Source organism: Janthinobacterium sp. JF4, from assembly GCF_059617925.1.
In genome coordinates this window covers 1-18,531 of sequence record NZ_JCAQAV010000035.1, presented here as the reverse complement: position 1 = coordinate 18,531, position 18,531 = coordinate 1, and the positions used below count along the sequence as shown (strand labels likewise).

Here is an 18,531-nt window from a genome sequence, read left to right as displayed (position 1 = left end):
GGACAGGTATCACCCCGCCATGCCGCGCAGAATCAACCCCGTGATGTAGGCGCCGTAGGTGCCCAGCGCGTAGCCGAGCACGGCCAGCAGCACGCCGACGGGGGCCAGGGACGGGTGGAAGGCGCTGGCGATGACGGGGGCCGAGGCGGCGCCGCCGATGTTCGCCTGCGAGCCGACGGCCATGAAGAACAGGGGCGCGCGGATCAGCTTGGCGACGAGCAGCATCAGGCCGCCATGCACGGCGATCCAGATCAGGCCCAGCAGGAACAGGAAAGGCTTGTCGAGCAGGGCTTTCAAGTCCATGTGCATGCCGATGGTGGCCACCAGCACGTACAGCATGGCCGAGCCGATGGTCGAGGCGCCCGCGCCTTCCAGGCTGCGCGCGCGGGTAAAGCTGAGCAGCAAGCCGAAGGTGGTGGCGAGCACGACGATCCAGAAGAAATTCGACGTCAGGCTGTAATCCTGCAGGCGCCATGCGGCGGGCAGGGTGGTGATCCAGCTGATGATGGGACCGGCCAGGAAGTGCGACAGGCCCGTCACGCCCAGGCCCACGCCGAGGATGACCATGATGTCGGTCAGGCTGGCAACGCGCGCGTGCTGGGCGCGGTAGCTTTCGATGCTGTCCTTGAGCGCATTGATGGCCGTCAAGTCGGCGCCGGTCCAGCGGTCGAAGGCGCCTGCGCGGCCGGCCAGGAACAGCAGCACGGCCGTCCAGACGTTGGCCACCAGCACGTCGACGGCGACGAACTGGCCGAACAGCGTGGCATCGACTTCAAACACTTCCTTCATGGCTGCCTGGTTGGCGCCGCCGCCTATCCACGAGCCGGCGACAGTCGTCATGCCGCGCCACGTGTCGCCCGCCACCGTTTCCGGGTGGATCAGACGCAAGGCTTCGAACGAGACGAGGGCACCCAGCATCACGCCGAGCGTTCCTGTGAGAAACATGATGATGGCCTTGGGGCCGAGGCGGATGATGCCGCCGAAGTCGATGGCCACGCACAGCAGGACCAGCGCGCTGGGCAGCAGGTAGTCGCGCGCCACGGCGTACAGGCCGGATGCATTGCCGTCGATGATGCCGAAGGTGTTGAGCAGTGCCGGGATCAGGTAGCACATCAGCAAGGAAGGAACATACGTGTAGAACTTTTTCCAGAAGCCCTCAGTGCGGGAGGCAGTCCAGAAGACGGCCCCCAGGGTCATGGCAAGCAGGCCGAGGACGACGGCGTCATTGGTGATCAGGGCGGTAGTGGCAGGTGGCATCGGGGATTCCGGTGAACGTGTCAGGGACGCACGGGATGCCGATAAGGCCCCCGGGCGCAGGGTGGCCGTATCGTATAGTAATGTTGAAGCCTAAACAAATTATTTAGGCGGTGATGTGCAGATTTTTACTTGTCAAATCAAACACTTGTGGACCGGTTTGCCGCTGCCGCCGCCAGACTGGCGCTTACAAATAGCGCGCCAGCAAGGCCTTGTCGAGGGCTGCGTCGAGTTCGATGCGCACGAAGTGGCCGCTGCCGGGCGCCACCTGGATCTCGTTGCCGTCATCGCTGAGCATGCGGGTAATGGTGAAGTCGCGGTTGCCGCCCGGATGCACGGCCTCGATGCGGTCGCCCACGGCGAAGCGGTTTTTCACGTCTACCCGTGCCCAGCCGTCCGTCACGCCCAGCACGTCGCCCACGTACTGGCTGCGGTCCGCTTCCGACGCACCCCGCATGTAGTTCTGGTGCGCCTGCGTGTGGTGGCGTTGATAGAAGCCATCCGTGTAGCCGCGGTTGGCCAGGCCTTGCAGCTGGCCCAGGAGGCCGATATCGAAAGGGCGGCCCGCAACGGCGTCATCGATGGCCTGGCGGTAGACTTGCGCCGTGCGCGCCGCGTAGTACAGCGACTTGGTGCGGCCCTCGACCTTCAGCGAATCGACGCCGATTTTCACCAGGCGCTCGATGTGCTCGACGGCGCGCAAGTCCTTCGAATTCATGATGTAGGTGCCGTGCTCGTCTTCGAGGATCGGCATCAGCTGGCCCGGGCGCTGGGCCTCTTCAATGAAATAGGGCTGGTCCGCCAGCGGGTGGCGCGGCTGCTGGTGCAAGGCGGAAAACGCATTGTTGTCGGCCTCGGCCAGCGCCTGGTGGAATTCCAGCGGCACCACCTGCATGCCGCCCAGGTCGCCGCTGGCGTCTTCTGACGCATTTTTCACCTTGTAATCCCAGCGGCAGGAATTCGTGCACGTGCCCTGGTTCGGGTCGCGGTGGTTGAAATAGCCGGACAGCAGGCAACGGCCCGAATAGGCGATGCACAGGGCGCCGTGGACGAATACTTCCAGTTCCATCTCCGGGCAGCGCTGGCGGATTTCCTCGATCTCGTCGAGCGACAGTTCGCGCGACAAAATCACGCGCGTCAAACCCATGCGGTGCCAGAATTTGACGTCGGCCCAGTTGACGGCATTCGCCTGCACCGACAGGTGCACGGGGATGTCCGGCCACTTGTCGCGCACCATCATGATCAGGCCCGGATCGGCCATGATCAGCGCGTCGGGACGCATGGCGATCACCGGCTCCATGTCGCGCAAATACGTTTTCAGCTTGGCGTTGTGGGCGAAGATGTTGCTCGCGACAAAGAACTGCTTGCCGCGCGCATGCGCGCCATCGATTCCTTCCTGTAAGGCTTGCAAGGTCGAAAAATCGTTATTGCGCACGCGCAAGCTGTAGCGCGGCTGGCCCGCATAGACGGCGTCGGCGCCAAAGTCGAAGGCGGCATGCATCTTGGCCAGGGAGCCGGCAGGCAGGAGGAGTTCGGGAGCGTGGCGCATGGAGGAGGGGCAAAGCCAGCAATTCTATGCGGACAGGCGCGCCAGCGCCTTGCCTTGGGTCAAGGGATTGACATGTGGTGCCAGCTGCCCGGCAGCGGACTGGCCGCCAGATGGCCCAGGGGCTCGCCTGCCTCGCCTCCCGTGCACTCGGTCGGTGCTTGCGCGCCGCTTCGGCTGGCGCAACGCCATGTCGGCGCCGCCTTCATCATCGGTCCCGTGCTGGGCGGCGTACTGGGCGATGATGGGCTGCGCCTGCCGCTCGTGCCGGGCCTGGGCAACAGGACGCCTGCGGCCAAGCTGGCGTCCTGAGCTGTCAATTCCGCGTGACCGGAGCGTACTAATGTGTGTGCGAAACGCCGCTGGCGCTGCTGCCGGCTTGTCCCGTCATGGGCAAGTGTTCGGGCGGCATGCCGTCCTTGAACAATTGACGCAGTTGCTGGCGCAACTCCGGCGTGTCGTGGTGATGGTGTACCGAGACTGCGTGTTCCACAGCAATACCCAATAGCTCTTCTTCGCTGTCGGCCGAGATGGCCACCGAGCAATGCGTGTCGCTTGGGAATTCCCGGCAATCGATGAATTTGCGCGTCATGATCGACTCCTTTCTGTCAAGAGCGGGCACCGTACCCGCTTCATTCAGTATAGGTCGCAATTTGCCCCAGGCTGCGCGGCTGCAGGTATCGGGTGTGCCGGCAAGTGTTCCAGCTGTGCCGCACGGGCGGCAAAATCATCGACCTGGATCAAGCCGTCGGCCAGGCGCGCATATTCCAGCAAGGCATTGTGCTCCTGGCCGCTGACGGTGTCCGCCGCCTTGGCCGTTGCCAGCCACTGCTGCATGGCAGACAGGCTTTGCGGCAGGTGCCGCAGGGCCGCCCCTGCGGGCGTGTCTTTCAGGCGTTTTTCGATGTGCAGGACCTCGGGCAGCAGGGTCAATGCCCGTTCGGCGCAGGCCACCGGGTCTGCCGCGTCGCTGGCCACATACCCGTCGGCCAGCAGGCGTTCGCGGTCGGCGCCCGGCGTTTGCAGGGCCAGCGCCACTTCACTGCCCAGCTCGTCGGACGGTGGTCGATGGGGCAGGCCGAACGGGAACAGCACGGTGCGCAGCAACACGGCCAGCGCGCGCGCGGGGAAATTGTCGAGCACGCCCGTCAAGCCCTGCTGCGCCTTGACCAGCGCATCTTGCAGCGACCAGTGCACATAGGGCAAGTCGGCCTCGGGCCGGCCATCGTCCTCGTAGCGCTTCAGGACGGACGAAGCCAGGTACAGCTGCGCCAGCACGTCGCCCAGCCGGGCAGACAGCCGTTCGCGGCGCTTGAGCTCGCCACCGAGCACGAACATCGACATATCCGTCATGACGGCAAACGCCGTCGACAGTCGCGTCAAGGCGCGGTAGTAGGGCACCAGTGCGGGTGCGCCGGCGTCGGGCACGGCCGCCAGGCGGGCGCCGCCCAGCCCGTACCACAATCCCCTGGCCAGGTTGCCCAGCACGAAGCCCACGTGGCCAAAGAAGGCAGCGTCGAAATCGCGCAAGGCCTTGCGGCCGTCGCTTTCGCCGACGGCGGCCATTTCCCTGAGCACATACGGATGCGCGCGGATGGCGCCCTGGCCGAAGATGATCAGGCTGCGCGTGAGGATGTTGGCCCCTTCGACCGTGATGGCGATGGGGGTTTGCTGGTAGGCGCTGGCCAGGAAATTGTTGGGGCCGATGCAGATGCCCTTGCCGCCGAGAATGTCCATGCCGTCATTGACGAGTGCGCGTCCCCGCTCCGTGACGTGGTATTTGACGATGGCGGAAATGACGGCCGGCTTCTCGCCCAGGTCGACGGCGTGCGCGGCCAGGGTGCGGGCCGCGTCCATCAGGTACAGGTTGGCGCCCATGCGGGCCAGCGCTTCCTGCACCCCCTCGAACTTGCCGATAGCCATGTTGAACTGGCGCCGCACGGCCGCATACGCGCCGGTGCCGCGCACGGCCATCTTGCCCATGCCCACGCTGGACGAGGGCAGAGAGATGGCACGCCCCGCCGCCAGGCATTCCATCAGCATGCGCCAGCCTTTGCCCACTTGCGCCTGGCCGCCGATGACCCAGTCGATGGGGATGAAGACGTCGTTACCGGACGTGGGGCCGTTCTGGAAGGCGGCATTCAAGGGATGGTGGCGGCGGCCGATCACCACGCCGTCGTGGCTGGCGGGGATCAGGGCGCAGGTGATGCCCGGAGTGTCATTCTCGGACAGCAAATGTTCGGGATCGCTGGTCTGGAACGCCAGGCCCAGCAAGGTCGCCACGGGCGCCAGCGTGATATAGCGCTTGTTCCAGGTGAGGCGGAAACCCACGGTGGCGCGGCCCTCATGCATGCCCATGCACGCCACGCCCAGGTCGGGGATGGCGGCCGCATCGGAACCCGCATACGGGCTGGTCAGCGCAAAGCAGGGAATGTCGGTGCCGGCGGCCAATCGCGGCAGATAATGGTTTTTCTGTTCTTCCGTGCCGTAGTGCAGCAGCAATTCGGCCGGCCCCAGCGAATTGGGCACCATCACGGTCACCGCCAGCGCCGAGCAGCGGCTCGACAATTTCATGACCACTTGCGAATGCATATAGGCGGAGAACTGCTTGCCGCCATATTGCCTGGGAATGATCATGCCGAGGAAACCCTGGCTTTTCATGTAGGCCCAGGCTTGCGCTGGCAAGTCGAGTTGCTGCTGCGTTTCCCAGTCGTTGACCAGTTCGCACAGGCGCTCGACATCGTGCTCGAGAAAGCGGCGTTCCTCGGCCGTGAGCGAGGCGCGTCCATACGCCAGCAATTTTGCCCAGTCGGGCCGGCCGGAAAACAGGTCTGCGTCCCACCAGGTGGTGCCCGCCTCGAGCGCGTCGCGTTCCGTGTCGGACATGGTTGGCAGGATGCGCTTGAACAAGGCCAGCAGGCGCGGAGCGAGCAGGGCGCGGCGCACGGGGCCGGGCGCGAACAGTAAAGCCAAGCCCAGCAAGGCCACCATCAGTATGATCGTCAGCATGCGATATCTCCCTGTGAATGAGAACAGGGTAGGCCGATGCGGCCGATGTTACTGTGCGGTACAGCGCATACGCACAACGCCAACCGCATGGGTTGGCGTTGTGCGGGAACCAGGTTCCCGGTGCTACACGGCGCTAACGGTATTAGCGTTGCGGAACGACAATCACCGTGTCGCCCGTTTCACCCGTTTTGCCCTTGGCGCCATCGTCGCCCTTGGCGCCTTCGTTGCCTTGTGCACCAGTGGCGCCCTTGGCACCGTCGAATCCGGCAGCACCGCTGTCGCCGGTCTTGCCCGTAGCGCCGGTGGCACCGGTTGCGCCGGCAGACGCTTCAGCGCCCGTGGCACCCGTGGCGCCTGTTGGACCAGGCGCGCCGGCAGGGCCGGGGACGACTTGCACGACGGTAGGCGCGGGCGGCGCTTCGCGCTGGCAAGCGGTCAAGGCGAGGGTAGAGGCGAGCGCGAGCAATATCAGGGTAGGTTTCATGATGCATCCTTTGGCAGTGTGCCGTTATGTACGGAACGGCTCGACGGCGTCGGGCGCGAGTTTCGCATGGCGGTGTGGCGGGGAGAGCTGACCAGGTGGCCGTTCCGCCGTGTCGCGCAGGACGCTGGCGGCGGGAAGGGTGTGTGGTCTGCCTGCAGCATGGACGCTTCGGCGGCGGCAGTCCGTACGTTTGCGTACACAGCGGCGGGATGGGGCGGAAGTTTTGTGAAAAGGAAACAAAAAAGCCAACCCGGAGGTTGGCTTTTTGATATTTCCTGCTGAATTCTTGGTGGCCCGGGGCGGAATCGAACCACCGACACAAGGATTTTCAATCCTCTGCTCTACCGACTGAGCTACCAGGCCAAGGCGGCGAATTATAGCAGAAAGACTTCCCACCTGACCAGAGCTTGCTGTGTTCAAATGCAACAGATGGCCAAAACATGGTGTTTTGGCATCCTTGTCTGACCTGAAGGGATGTGGCGATGCAGCGATGTATTGGAGTGCAAGGCCTGGCCGTGGCGGGCGTGTTCAGTTTGTTGTGCGGCGCGGCGCGGGCCGACGGGCTCGCTGATTTGAATGCGGCGCTGGCGCGCTTGCAGGGCCAGATGCCCATCAAGGCGCAGGTCGAATCGAGATCCTGGCGCCGCGAGGGCGAGGGCAAGGCGGCGGAAGAGGATAGCGGCCAGGCCACAGTCACTGTCGAGGGCGGGCCGGCGGGTTTGCAGGTGCTTTACGGCAAGGACTTGCTGGCGAAAGTGGAAGCCGAGCAGCGCGCCAGGGTGAAGGATCCGAAGGTCAAGACGCCGATCGGCTTTGCGCTGGGGGAAATGAAGGCGACGGAGCTGCGCTCCATGGTGTCGGCGGCGGATGCGCTGTCGCGCGAGATCGAGGAAGCCGTGTTCAGCAGCGAAAAGATGGATAGCTACAAGGGCAAGCCGGCGCGTTTGCTCAGCTTTACCTTGTCGCTCGACAAGGTGCCTGAGAAAGACCGCAAGTATGTGAAGAAGTTCGAAGGCGGCATCGAGGTATGGATCGCCGCGGATGGCACGCCGCTGGCCAGCCATTTTCACTTTGACGTGAGCGGGCGCGCCTTTGTCGTCGTCAGCTTTACCCAAAAGTCGGACGAGACGCGCCAGTATGGCGTCAGCGGCGACCATTTATTGTTGCTGCGCAAGGAAAGCCGGAGTGCCATGTCGGGCGCGGGCGAGAAGGTGGACAGCAAGATCGTCAAGACCTTGCAATTGCAGTCTTGACGCGTTGCAGTATCACTCGATTACATGGCCGAACTGCCGCCCAGGCCGTTCTTTTGCAGCACGCAGCGTCCCGCCTGGCAGGTGGCGCCCGGGTCCGTGATGATGGAACAAGTCGACATCATGCCGTCCGCTTGCTGCTGTTTGCGGCTCGCTTCGGCTTGCGCCTGGGCCAGTACCTTGAGTTTCTTGCCGTCATTGCCCTTGCTGGACCAGGCCAGATAGCGCTCGGGGCCGCCGCAAGCCTTGGCGCCGATGGCGATGGTGTGGCATTGCTCGGTGGAATCGCAGGCGGCCGTGCCCACTTCCGCCTGGATTTGCGCCAGCAAGCCGGCATTGCCGGGGGCAGGCGGCGCATCATCTTGCGTGGGGGCGCTGCCGCAGGCGCTGGCGGCCAGCAGCAGGAAGCTGGCGCACGCGGCGCGCAGCAGTGGCAACAGGGTGGAGTAGGTGGGTGTGTGCATGCCTTCATCATGTGCCACGCTTGCGTAAATGGCAAGCGCGATTCGCGCTTGGCTGGAACCTTGATCCCGGTCATTTATATGATCAAGCCGTCAAAGTTAATATAAATCAACATCCAATCAGCGATGTACGGGGGGCAACCGGGCCGGCGCGCTGCATTCCCGCGCTGGCGCGTGCCGCCGATTCGGGAATGCTTCCAGGAGTTAGACTATGCGCCGCACCCTCTCCCCCTTTCTCTTCATCGCCAGCCTCGCCTTCGGCGGCACGTCGCATGCCGTCGAGAAAGAGCCGATCCAGCCGGTCACTGCCGCCAAGGTCGCCAATCCGGCCATGGTCGAGCTGGGCAAGAAACTGTTTTTCGACCCCCGCCTGTCGCGCTCGGGCTTTATTTCCTGCAACAGCTGTCATAACCTGAGCATGGGCGGCACCGATAATATCAAGACCTCGATCGGCCATAACTGGCAGCGCGGGCCCATCAATTCGCCCACCGTGCTCAATTCCAGCATGAACGTGGCGCAATTCTGGGATGGCCGCGCCAAGGATTTGCAGGAGCAGGCGGGCGGCCCCATCGCCAATCCCGGCGAGATGGCTTTTACGCATGCACTGGCCATCGACGTGCTGGCCTCGATTCCCGCCTACCGCGCGCAGTTCCGGCAAGTGTTTGGCCAGGATAAATTGACCATCGAGCAAGTCACGCGCGCCATCGCCGCCTTTGAAGAGGTGCTGGTGACGCCCGGTTCCCGCTTCGATCAATGGTTATCAGGCAAGAAAAGCGCGTTGACGAAAGACGAGCTGGCCGGCTACCAGCTGTTCAAATCGAGCGGCTGCATCGCCTGTCATAACGGTCCCGCCGTGGGCGGCAACACCTTCCAGAAGATGGGCGTGGTGGAGCCGTATAAAACGGCGATGACGGCGCAAGGGCGCTCGGCCGTGACGGGCAAGGATGCCGACCGTTTCAACTTCAAGGTGCCGACCCTGCGCAACGTGGAGCTGACGTATCCCTACTTCCACGATGGCGAAGCGGCGACCCTGACCCAAGCCGTCGACGTGATGGGCCGCTTGCAGCTGGGCCGCACCTTTACGCCCGACGAGAACGCCAGGCTGGTGGCTTTCCTGAAGACCCTGACGGGCAAGCAGCCGCACATCGTGCTGCCGATCCTGCCGCCGTCGTCGGACACGACGCCGCGGCCGGTGCCGTTTGACTGAGTGATTGCTTCGTTTACTTCAGCGTGCGCTGAAATAACTGATAAATCCTACGGTACTCGTCATACCACGCTTCCGGCTGCACGAAGCCGTGGCGCTCCATCGGGTAGCTGGCCATTTCCCAGTTATCCTTTTTGAGCTCGATCAGGCGTTGCGACAGGCGCACGGAATCCTGGTAAAACACGTTATCGTCGATCATACCGTGGGCGATCAGGAGGTTGCCCGTCAGCTTGTCGGCGTATTCGATTGGCGACGAAATTTTATACGCCTGCGGATCGACGTCCGGCGTGTTCAGGATATTCGCCGTGTATTCGTGGTTGTAGGTGGTCCAGTCGGTCACGGGGCGCAGGGCGGCGCCCGATTTGAACACGTCCGGCGCGCGCATCAGGGCCATCAGGCTCATGAAGCCGCCATAGCTGCCGCCATAGATGCCCACGTTCTGAAGGTCGCCCTGGTGCCGGGCTGCCAGCCAGTTGGCGCCGTCGATGAAATCTTCCAGTTCCGGGTGCCCCATCTGGCGGTAGATGGCCGTGCGCCAGGCGCTGCCGTAACCCATCGAGGCGCGGTAGTCGACGTCGAGCACGATGTAGCCTTGCTCGACCAGCAGATTGTGGAACATCTGTTCGCGGAAATACACGGGGTAGCGCTGCGTCACGTTCTGCAGGTAGCCGGCGCCGTGCGCGAACATGACGATCGGATAGCGCTTGCCCGCTTCCAGCTGCTTTGGCCGGTACAGCTTGGCCCAGATGGGCGCTGCGCCATGCGTGGACGGCACTTGCACCAGTTCCGGCATGATCCAGTGGCGCGCCTTGAAGGCGTCGCTGCGCGTATCGGTCAGGATACTTGCCGTGCCGCCCGCAACGGAAATCGTCGCCAGCTGGGCCGGCAGATAGCTGCTCGAATAGCGCAGCAGCAGCTTGCCGTTATCGGGCGACAGGCCGAAGTTTTCCACGCCTTTCAGATGCGTCACTTCGCGCGTGCCGCCATCTTTCGCCGTGCTGGCGCATACTTCATACGTGCCGGGCGCCTGCCGGTTGCACATAAAATAGGCATTCTTGCCGTCGCGGCTCCACTCGACGGCGCTCACTTCCCACTGGCCGCTGGTCAAGGCGCGCGCGGGCGCCGCGCCCGTTTTCGCGTACAGGTGGGCGTAGCCGCTTTCTTCGGACAGGTACCACAGGGTGGCGTTGTCGGGCAGCCAGCCGAATTCGTCGGCGCGGCGGTTGACCCAGGCCGCATCGCTGAGGCGGTGCACGGGCACGAGGGTGCCGTTGGCCAGGTCGACGTTGGCGATCCAGCGGTCCTTGTTGTCGATGGCGCGCACGCGCACGGCCACCTTGGAACCGTCATCGCTCCAGGCGATGCCGTCGCGCTGGGCGTCGATGCGCACGGCACGGTTGCCTTTCAGGGGCGGCAGCTTCTGTTCGGCGCGCATGGCTGCCAGCGGATCGGTGGCGATGCCGGGCAGGCCCTCGAAAGCGATGTCGCGCACCTGGCCCGTGCGCAGGTCGGCCAGTTGCAGGCTTTGCGCGATGGGCATGTTGCGGCCCACGCGCGTGCGCTCGTCATCCACGTCCGGGTAGCCCGTTTCCGTGACGTAGCGGGCCAGCTTGCCCAGCTTGCCTTTCTCGGCGGCCTTCTCTTGCGTGACGAACAGCAGCCAGCGGCCGTCCGGCGACAGGGCGCTGCCGGAAATGGTGACCTTGTCGCCCAGGTAGATCGGTTCCGGCGCGCGCGTGCTGTCCAGGCGGCGCTCTTCCTGGCGGCGCGCGCGGTTCGCATCGCGGTCTTCCTTCTGGCGCGCCAGGTTGACGATCAGGCGCAGCTGCAGCTCGCGCAGGGCGTCCGCTTCCGGCTTGGCGTCCGGGTCCTTGGCCGCGCGCAGCAGGGCCACGGGGGCGCTCAGGCGGTCAGAGCGGTTCCAGCTGAACCAGTCGGTGCCGCTGCGGTATTGCACGGCGCCGCCGTCGGCGGAATATTGTGGGTCGCTGATGGCCGGGACGCCGCGCGTGATTTGCGTCAAGGCGCCGTTTTTCAGGTCGCGCTCGAACAAGTCGCCGTTGCGCAGCAGGATGGCGCGCGTGCCGGCCCGGTTGACCACCATCTGCTGGCCATCGAGGTTGGCCAGCTGCCCATCGTCGACCTTCTTGCCGCTATTGAGTTTCGCATTCGCGCCAGATACTTGAAACGTGTCGCGCAGGGGCGAGCCGGGGCGCTTTTGCTTGTAGTAGAGCTGGCCATTCCAGCCCCACCACGCCGCTTCGACGGGTGTGCCGATCCAGTCGGGATCGGCCATGGCCTGGTCCAGCGTGATCGGCGTGGGCGCGGTGGTGGAGGGGGCCGCATGGGCGGCGGGCAGCAGAGCAAGCAGCAGGAGCGGCAGCAGAGGAAGAACCAGACGCATCGGGGATCACTTTATTCAACGGGGATGGTGAAGGTACAGGCTATGAGGCCGGTATTCTAGCGGAGGAGTTTCGTGCAGGAAATGTCGGAAAGCTAAGCTTGATTTTGAGCGAGCCAGGCGAGAAAGTCGTCGAGCGGCATCGGCCGCGCATACAGGTAGCCCTGCAAGCCGTCGCAATCGTGGGCGAGCAGGAAGTCGGCCTGCTCCTGCGTTTCCACGCCTTCGGCCACGACGCGCAAGCCCAGGTGGCGCGCCATGGCCAGTATCGCTTGCACGATGGCCGTGTCGCGCGCATCGCGCGGCGTGTCGTCGATGAAGCGCTTGTCGATTTTCAGTTCGTACAGCGGCATCGAGGTCAGGTAGGCGAGGCTGGAATAGCCGGTGCCGAAATCGTCGATGGAAAAGCGGATGCCCAGGGTCGCCAGTTCGCGCATGCGCGCCAGCGAGGCGTCGCGCTGGTCGATCAGCAAGCCTTCCGTCAGTTCCAGGATCAGGGCGCCGGCCGGCGTGCCGTGTTCGGCCAGCGCCGCCTGCACGCGGGCGGAAAAATCGGGCTGGCGAAACTGCGCCGGACTGACATTCACCGACACGGCGACGGGCGATCCGGCCCGCGCCAGCATGCTGGCGGCGCGGCATGCTTCGCGCAGGGCCCAGTGCCCGAGCCTGACGATCAGTCCCGATTCCTCGGCGATGGGGATGAAGACGCCGGGCGTGATGTGCGTGCCGTCGGCCTGCGGCCAGCGCATCAGCAATTCGGCCCCCGTCACCCGGCCGTGGCGGTCGACCTGCGGCTGCACGTGCATGCACAATTCGTCCAGGGCGAGGGCGCGCGCCAGCGCCCGTTCCAGGGTCAGGCGGCGCTCCAGGCCCGCCTGCATGGCCGCTTCGAAAAAGGCGATGCCATTGCGTCCTTCCGCCTTGGCGCGGTACATGGCGATGTCCGCTTCGCGCAGCAGATCGTGCGCCTGCTGGCCCGCTTTCGGCAGCAGGGATACGCCGATGCTGGCCGAGCAGTGGTAGGACTGCCCGTCGATATCAAAGTCGCGCGCGATGGCGGCGCGGATTTTTTCGGCCACCTGTGCCGCCGCGCGGGCGGCGCTGTCCAGGTCATCGGCCAGGTGCGCCAGCAGCACGACGAATTCGTCGCCGCCGATGCGCGCCACCGTGTCGGTCTTGCGCATCAGCTGCGCCAGCCGTTCGCCGGCCAGGCGCAGCAGCGCGTCGCCCGTGGCATGGCCGCGCGCGTCGTTGATGTGCTTGAAGTGGTCGAGGTCGATGAACATCAGCGCGCTGATGGTATGGTCGCGCGGCGCGGCGGCCAGCAAATGGCCGATGCGGTCCATCAGCAGGCGCCGGTTGGGCAAGCCCGTCAGCACGTCGTAGAAGGCCAGGCGGTGGATATCCGCTTCCGATTGCTTGCGCTCGTCGATTTCGCGCTCGACGGCTACCCAGTGCGTCTGCTTGCCGTCCGCATCCGTGAACGGCACCAGTTCCGCTTCGACCCAGTATGCCTTGCCGGCCTTGTTGTAATTGAGCAGCTCCGCCCGTGCCGGCTGGGCGCGGCCCATGGCGGCGGCAACGCGCGCCAGTTCGCCCGCATCGGTGGCGGGCCCCTGCTGGAACAGCAGGCTGCGGCCCATCACCTCGGCGCGCGCATAGCCGCTGCTGCGTTCGAAGGCGTCGTTGACGAAGATGATGCGCGTGCCCGGTACCGCGCCGGGGCCGCGCGGGCCGTCCAGCACTTCGGCGATCATCACCATGTCGTTCAGGCGGGCCAGCGCCGTGGCCGTCAGGCGCAGCTCGGCGTTCAGCTGCGACAGGGCCTGGCTGCTGCGCTCCAGGTGGCGCAGCAGGAAGGCGCAGGACAGGGTCAGCACGGCGGCGATGAACAGGAAATTCAGGGCCACGATCAGCGCGCGCAGCACGGGAGAATCGGGCGTGCCCGGCATTTGCAGCGCGACGTCGGGATGCAGGCCGAGGAAAAAGATGCTCAGCGAGGTCAGCGCCAGCGTCGACAAGGCTGGCCGCATACCCAGCAGCAATGCCGCCAGCACGGGCATGAGCATCATGTAGATCTGGCTGACGGGGCCGATTTTCAGCAACAGGCCCACGCCCACCAGGTAGGCGACGATGAGGAATTGCCACACGCGCCAGCGGTAGGGCATGGCGCGCCAATGCCAGATGACGCCGACCCAGCCGATGGCCAGCAAGTCGAGCGCGACAATGGACCAGATGGCTTCGCTGGCGGCCAGCAGCGCGCTGGGAATGGCCGTCAGGAAGCCAAGCAGCAGCACCACCTGTAGCAGGCGGCTAAAGACCTGGCCGCGCCAGTGCGCGAGATCGTTCGACGCCGCCACGCTGCCGTCCTTTCTCCAGAATGCCGTGTAACCGTACTGAGCAGTAGGTTGATTAAATACTACGCGCTATCTTTCTGCATGTCATCTTGATCATTCGGCATGGTTGATGCCATGACCACCTGCAGGGCGCATCGGTCCGCCTATTCCGTTTGCGCCGCGGGCCAGTAGTGGCTATCCGGCGTGTCCCGCGCGCCGAAGATGGCCTGGCCGACCCGCACGACGGTGGCGCCTTCCTCAATGGCGATTTCATAGTCGCCGGACATGCCCATCGACAGCTCGTCGAGGCTGATGCCAGCGGGGACGTCCTGGCGCAGCCGGTCGCGCAGTTCGCGCAGCAGCACGAAGCAGCGGCGCACGCGCACCGCTTCCGCCGACAACAGCGCCAAGGTCATGAGTCCGCGCACCCGCAACGCCGGGAAGGCGGGCAGTTCGCGCAGGAAAGCGGCCACCTGGTCCGGCGGCAAGCCGTACTTGCTGGCTTCTCCCGAGGTGTTCACTTGCACGAACACATCGAGTCCACGCCCTTCCGCTTGCAGGCGCCGCTCCAGCGCCTCGGCCACGCGCAGGCTGTCGAGCGCCTGGAACTCGCTGGCAAAGCGCGCCACCAGCTTGGCCTTGTTGGTCTGCAAATGGCCGATCACCGACCATTGCAGGTCGGCCAGGTCCGCCATCGCTTCCCACTTGCGGGCCGCCTCCTGCGGCTTGTTCTCTCCCAGCAGGCGGCAACCTGCGGCGTAGGCCAGGCGCACGCTCGCTTCGGGCTTGGTCTTGCTGACGGGCAGCAGGCGCACGCCGGCCGGATCGCGCCCGACCCGCCGGCATGCGGCCGCCATGCGCGCATGCACTGCCGCCAGATTGCGGCGCAAGTCGTCCACCGACACGGCTTGCGGCCAGCGCCCATGCTGCTCGTGCATGGTGGGAGTGAGCAGGGGAATGCCATTGTGCATGTGTCAGTCTCGTTGGCGGAAGAAGTGCGCAGATTGATGTATGATTGTCCTATGCCAAAATATATCATGTCTGAGCCTACCGTGAGAATTACCGGGAAAACCGCGGCGCAGCTATGCGACAGCATCCGCGCGCTGACGCAGGCGGGCGAACTGGCGCCGGGCCAGGCGCTGCCGACCGTGCGCGAGCTGGCGGCGACCTTGGGCGTGAACCGCAATACCGTGTCGCTGGCGTACAAGCGCCTGGTGACGGCCGGGATCGCCGTCACGCAAGGGCGCCTGGGCACGGCCATCCGCGCGCAGCGCGATCCCGGCGAGCAGGAAGGTCTGCTGCCCGGCTCGCCGCTGACCGACCTGGGCGGCGGCAATCCGAACCTTGCCTGGCTGCCCGATGTTGGCGCGGCCCTGGCGCGCAAGCCATACCGGGCGCGCCTGTATGGCGAGGCCACGCTGGATCCGGCGCTGGAACTCCTGGCGCGGCGCTGGCTGGCCGGCGATTGCCCGGAAGAGCACGACGTCACCCTGGCGAATGGGGCGGTCGATGCGGTCGAGCGCCTGCTGGCGGCGTACTTGGCCGCAGGCGACAAGGTGGCCGTGGAAGACCCCTGTTTCGTCAGCAGCATCAACACCTTGCGCATCGCCGGGCTGCATGCCGTTGGCGTGGCGGTCGATGCCGAGGGGATGCGGCCCGGGGCGCTGGAACGGGCGCTGGCGCAAGGCGCGCAAGCCGTCATCGTGACGCCGCGCGCGCACAATCCGACCGGCTGCAACCTGAGCGCGGCGCGCGCCGATCAGCTGCGCGCGCTGCTGGCCGCTTACCCGCACGTGCTGGTCATCGTCGACGACCACTTTTCGCTGCTGTCCGTCGCCGGCTACCACGATGTGATTCCGCCTGCCGCCCGGCGCTGGGCGCTGATCCGTTCGGTGTCGAAGATCTTCGGCCCCGACCTGCGCCTGGCCGTTGTCGCCAGCGACGGGCAGACCGCGCAGCGCCTGCGCCTGCGCCTGGCGCCCGGCACGAACTGGGTCAGCCATCTCTTGCAGGATGCCGTGAGCGCCTGCCTGTCGTCGCCCGAAGTGCTGGCGCAGGTGGGTCTGGCCCGCGAAGACTACGCGCGCCGCCGCGGCATCCTGGCGGCGGCGCTGGCGGCGCAAGGCCTGGTCTGCGCCGACCCTGCCGATGGCCTGAACCTGTGGCTGCCGCTACCGGGCGCCAGCCAGGCGGTCGTGCAGGCGCTGGCCCGGCATGGCTGGCTGGTGCGCGGCGGCGAAGCCTTCGGCGTGCAGGCCCCGGCGCAGGGATTGCGGATCACCGTGTCGACCATCGACGAAGCGAGCGCGCAGGCGTTCGCCGGCGTGCTGGCCCAGGTGCTGGGCCGGCCCTAGTTTTTTAATTCCTCGTCACAGAAAGGGAACATCATGAAAGTCCATTTCATCGTGCATGAAGCGTTCGAGGCGCCGGGCGCCTATGAAACATGGGTGCGTGAGCGCGGCTACGCGGCCACGTATTCCCGCGTCCATGCCCATGAGCCGCTGCCCCGCTCCATCGCGGACATCGACCTGCTGGTCGTCATGGGCGGGCCGCAGTCGCCGTCCACGACGCGCGAGGAATGCCCGCATTTCGACGCCGCAGCGGAACAGGCCTTGATTGCCGCATGTGCTGCGGCGGGCAAAGCCGTCGTCGGCGTTTGTCTGGGCGCGCAGCTGATCGGCGCAGCCCTGGGAGCGCGCCATGCGCACAGCCCAGAAAAGGAGATCGGCAAGTTCCCCATCATGCTGACGGCAGACGGAAAGGCGAGCGACAAGTTCGCCCATTTCGGCGATGTCCTGGATGCCGGGCATTGGCACAGCGACATGCCGGGTCTGACGGATGACGCGAAGGTCATCGCCAGCAGTGAAGGCTGCCCCCGCCAGATCGTCGAGTACGGCAAGCTGGTGTACGGCTTCCAGTGCCATCTGGAGTTCACGCCGGAGGTGGTCGAACTGTTGATCGCCGCGTCAGAGCCGGAACTGGCCACGCTCGCCGCGCACCGCTTCGTGCAGCCGCCAGCGGTCCTGCGCACACACGACTGGCACGCCATGAACGGCAAGTTGTTTGTTTTCCTTGACCGGCTCATGCAGGCGTACGCCTCGCCGTGAAAAAAAACGCCAGCGTGACGCTGGCGTTGTGGGGCGGGCAGGCGAGGCGCTTATTTCTTCGGCGCGCTCAGGCATTCCTTCATGAAGGCCTTGCGCGCGTCGCCCTTCATGTCCTTGGCGTCGGCATTACACGCCTTCATCTTGTTTTGCTGCGTCATGGCCGGCGCCGGCTTGGCGCTCAGGCATTCTTTCATGAAGGCCTTGCGCTCATCGCCTTTCTTGCCGGCGGCGTCCGCATTGCAGGTGGTCATTTTTGACTGTTGCGCCGTCTTGGCGACGGGCGCCGCTTCCGGTGCGGCGGCAAAGGCGGTACTGGCAAACGCGGCGGCGATGCAGAGGGCGATTAATTTTTTCATGGCAAATCCTTGTAGACGCAGTCAGTGGAAGGGAGCATGCAACCGGCAGCTAAGCCGATATGCAGAACGTAACTAACTATATGACATTTATCAACAAAATTGCCACGCGAGTGTGTCTTTTTGTTACTGCTGGGCGTTGGACGCTCGCCAGCCGGCCCGGGCAGCCATCTTGCGGCGGCAGCGCCCCTGTTTTTTGCTATGCTAGCGTCTTTCCACCGGCCGATGCCGCTGCCTTGGCCGGCGCACCCTCAATACGGAGTAGTTATGGTCTCGTTGCAAGAGCAGTTTTTAAAGGCCGGCCTGGTCGACAAGAAGAAGGTCAAGCTGGCCAACCAGGACAAGAGCAAGCAAAAAAAGGACGAGCGCAAGAGCGGCACGCAAAGTGTCGACGAGGTGCGCCTGGCCGCGCTCGAGACCCAGCGCAAGAACGCGGAACGCGCGCGTGAACTGAACGCCCAGCGCGACGCGGCCGCCAACCAGAAGGCCATCGTGGCGCAGATCGCGCAAATGGTGCAAAAGAACCGCCAGAGCAAGGGCAACAACGGTGACGTGCCGTACAACTTTACATTTAATAACAAGATCGAGCGCATCTACGTGACGGCCGCCGTGCAAGCCCACCTGGTGGCGGGCCGCCTGGTCATCATCTGCCTGGGCGGCGCCGTGGAACTGGTGCCGCGCATCATCGCCGACAAGATCGCCGAACGCGACCCTGCCATCGTCGTGCGTGTAAAACAGGCCAGCACCGAAGTGGACGAGGACGATCCGTATGCGGCGTTCCAGATTCCTGATGATTTGATGTGGTAAGCACGTGGGGCTGGCCGCAGGCGGCCGCCTGGCATGAACTGACAACGCCAACCTGCGGGTTGGCGTTTTTTTCGTTAGCTTCGGTGGGGCAGAAGACGCCGCTGCGGGACATGCCGTTCCAGGGCCAAGCGCGCATTAATGGATGCACAGCAGTTACTGTGCTGCCGGCGGGTCTTTTTCCTGCATGGCCTGGCCGGCGACAGGCAGGCCAAATCCGGCGGGTAGTCGCCCCAGGATCTTGCCGGTGATGCCGGAGTAAAAAATAAGGCTCTGTCCTCGGCAAATAGGGGAAATGCCGGAATCTTCCCTTGGCAGTGCT

Annotated in this window: 16 protein-coding genes and 1 tRNA gene; 6 read left to right on the top strand and 11 right to left on the bottom strand. The window is 64.9% G+C overall.

Annotation, left to right across the window (positions count from 1 at the left end):
• Positions 1–9: 9 nt before the first annotated feature.
• Together AC54AF_RS21150 and trhP are read right to left on the bottom strand one after the other, a co-directional pair.
• Positions 10–1,257 carry a DUF819 family protein gene (locus AC54AF_RS21150; protein ID WP_496638104.1) on the bottom strand — a complete coding sequence of 416 codons (1,248 nt, stop codon included), beginning with the start codon at positions 1,255–1,257 and terminating at the stop codon, positions 10–12.
• 184 nt (positions 1,258–1,441) lie between these two features.
• On the bottom strand, positions 1,442–2,803 hold the full coding sequence (gene trhP / locus AC54AF_RS21145) for a prephenate-dependent tRNA uridine(34) hydroxylase TrhP (RefSeq protein ID WP_496638103.1): 1,362 nt from the start codon (positions 2,801–2,803) through the stop codon (positions 1,442–1,444).
• Between the two features lie 72 nt (positions 2,804–2,875).
• Between trhP and AC54AF_RS21140 the strand changes: the two genes are divergently transcribed.
• A complete protein-coding gene (locus AC54AF_RS21140) occupies positions 2,876–3,112 on the top strand; it encodes a hypothetical protein (protein WP_496638102.1) in 237 nt (78 codons plus the stop codon).
• Positions 3,113–3,140: 28 nt separating this feature from the next.
• Here AC54AF_RS21140 and AC54AF_RS21135 read toward each other — a convergent pair whose 3' ends face one another.
• The 4 genes from AC54AF_RS21135 to AC54AF_RS21120 all read right to left on the bottom strand — a co-directional run bounded on the left by AC54AF_RS21135 (position 3,141) and on the right by AC54AF_RS21120 (position 6,656).
• Complete coding sequence (locus tag AC54AF_RS21135) at positions 3,141–3,392, bottom strand: DUF1059 domain-containing protein (protein WP_496638101.1); 252 nt, start codon at positions 3,390–3,392, stop codon at positions 3,141–3,143.
• 44 nt (positions 3,393–3,436) lie between these two features.
• Positions 3,437–5,809, bottom strand: coding sequence for an acyl-CoA dehydrogenase (locus tag AC54AF_RS21130; RefSeq protein ID WP_496638100.1), 2,373 nt, complete (start codon positions 5,807–5,809; stop codon positions 3,437–3,439).
• Between the two features lie 142 nt (positions 5,810–5,951).
• The gene (locus AC54AF_RS21125; RefSeq protein ID WP_496638099.1) at positions 5,952–6,293 is read right to left on the bottom strand and encodes a collagen-like protein; all 342 of its coding nucleotides are present in this window, start codon (positions 6,291–6,293) and stop codon (positions 5,952–5,954) included.
• Positions 6,294–6,580: 287 nt separating this feature from the next.
• Positions 6,581–6,656: transfer RNA gene (locus tag AC54AF_RS21120), tRNA-Phe, on the bottom strand.
• Between the two features lie 119 nt (positions 6,657–6,775).
• Here AC54AF_RS21120 and AC54AF_RS21115 point away from each other — a divergent pair.
• Positions 6,776–7,546, top strand: coding sequence for a hypothetical protein (locus AC54AF_RS21115; RefSeq protein ID WP_496638098.1), 771 nt, complete (start codon positions 6,776–6,778; stop codon positions 7,544–7,546).
• 20 nt (positions 7,547–7,566) lie between these two features.
• On the opposite strand, the gene AC54AF_RS21110 is transcribed toward AC54AF_RS21115, so the two are convergent.
• Positions 7,567–8,007: a hypothetical protein gene (locus tag AC54AF_RS21110; RefSeq protein ID WP_496638097.1), complete on the bottom strand. Its 441-nt coding sequence runs from the start codon at positions 8,005–8,007 to the stop codon at positions 7,567–7,569.
• Positions 8,008–8,215: 208 nt separating this feature from the next.
• Here AC54AF_RS21110 and AC54AF_RS21105 point away from each other — a divergent pair, with 208 nt between their 5' ends.
• Positions 8,216–9,211 (top strand): cytochrome-c peroxidase, encoded by a 996-nt coding sequence (locus tag AC54AF_RS21105; RefSeq protein ID WP_496638096.1) that lies wholly within the window; start codon positions 8,216–8,218, stop codon positions 9,209–9,211.
• Between the two features lie 13 nt (positions 9,212–9,224).
• On the opposite strand, the gene AC54AF_RS21100 is transcribed toward AC54AF_RS21105, so the two are convergent.
• The 3 genes from AC54AF_RS21100 to AC54AF_RS21090 all read right to left on the bottom strand — a co-directional run bounded on the left by AC54AF_RS21100 (position 9,225) and on the right by AC54AF_RS21090 (position 14,916).
• The gene (locus AC54AF_RS21100; protein WP_496638095.1) at positions 9,225–11,612 is read right to left on the bottom strand and encodes a S9 family peptidase; all 2,388 of its coding nucleotides are present in this window, start codon (positions 11,610–11,612) and stop codon (positions 9,225–9,227) included.
• A gap of 92 nt (positions 11,613–11,704) precedes the next feature.
• The gene (locus AC54AF_RS21095; protein ID WP_496638094.1) at positions 11,705–13,969 is read right to left on the bottom strand and encodes a putative bifunctional diguanylate cyclase/phosphodiesterase; all 2,265 of its coding nucleotides are present in this window, start codon (positions 13,967–13,969) and stop codon (positions 11,705–11,707) included.
• A 140-nt stretch (positions 13,970–14,109) separates the two neighbouring features.
• Positions 14,110–14,916, bottom strand: coding sequence for a YggS family pyridoxal phosphate-dependent enzyme (locus AC54AF_RS21090; protein ID WP_496638093.1), 807 nt, complete (start codon positions 14,914–14,916; stop codon positions 14,110–14,112).
• A gap of 81 nt (positions 14,917–14,997) precedes the next feature.
• On the opposite strand from AC54AF_RS21090, the gene ptsJ reads away from it, so the two are divergent.
• On the top strand, positions 14,998–16,299 hold the full coding sequence (ptsJ, locus tag AC54AF_RS21085) for a MocR-like B6 salvage transcription factor PtsJ (protein WP_496638135.1): 1,302 nt from the start codon (positions 14,998–15,000) through the stop codon (positions 16,297–16,299).
• 33 nt (positions 16,300–16,332) lie between these two features.
• Entirely contained in the window at positions 16,333–17,052 is a 720-nt protein-coding gene (locus tag AC54AF_RS21080; protein ID WP_496638092.1) for a glutamine amidotransferase-related protein, read from the top strand.
• A 50-nt stretch (positions 17,053–17,102) separates the two neighbouring features.
• Here AC54AF_RS21080 and AC54AF_RS21075 read toward each other — a convergent pair whose 3' ends face one another.
• Positions 17,103–17,408 (bottom strand): PsiF family protein, encoded by a 306-nt coding sequence (locus AC54AF_RS21075; RefSeq protein WP_131689942.1) that lies wholly within the window; start codon positions 17,406–17,408, stop codon positions 17,103–17,105.
• A 264-nt stretch (positions 17,409–17,672) separates the two neighbouring features.
• Between AC54AF_RS21075 and AC54AF_RS21070 the strand changes: the two genes are divergently transcribed.
• Complete coding sequence (locus AC54AF_RS21070) at positions 17,673–18,212, top strand: DUF2058 domain-containing protein (RefSeq protein ID WP_034784389.1); 540 nt, start codon at positions 17,673–17,675, stop codon at positions 18,210–18,212.
• The last annotated feature ends 319 nt before the right edge of the window (positions 18,213–18,531 follow it).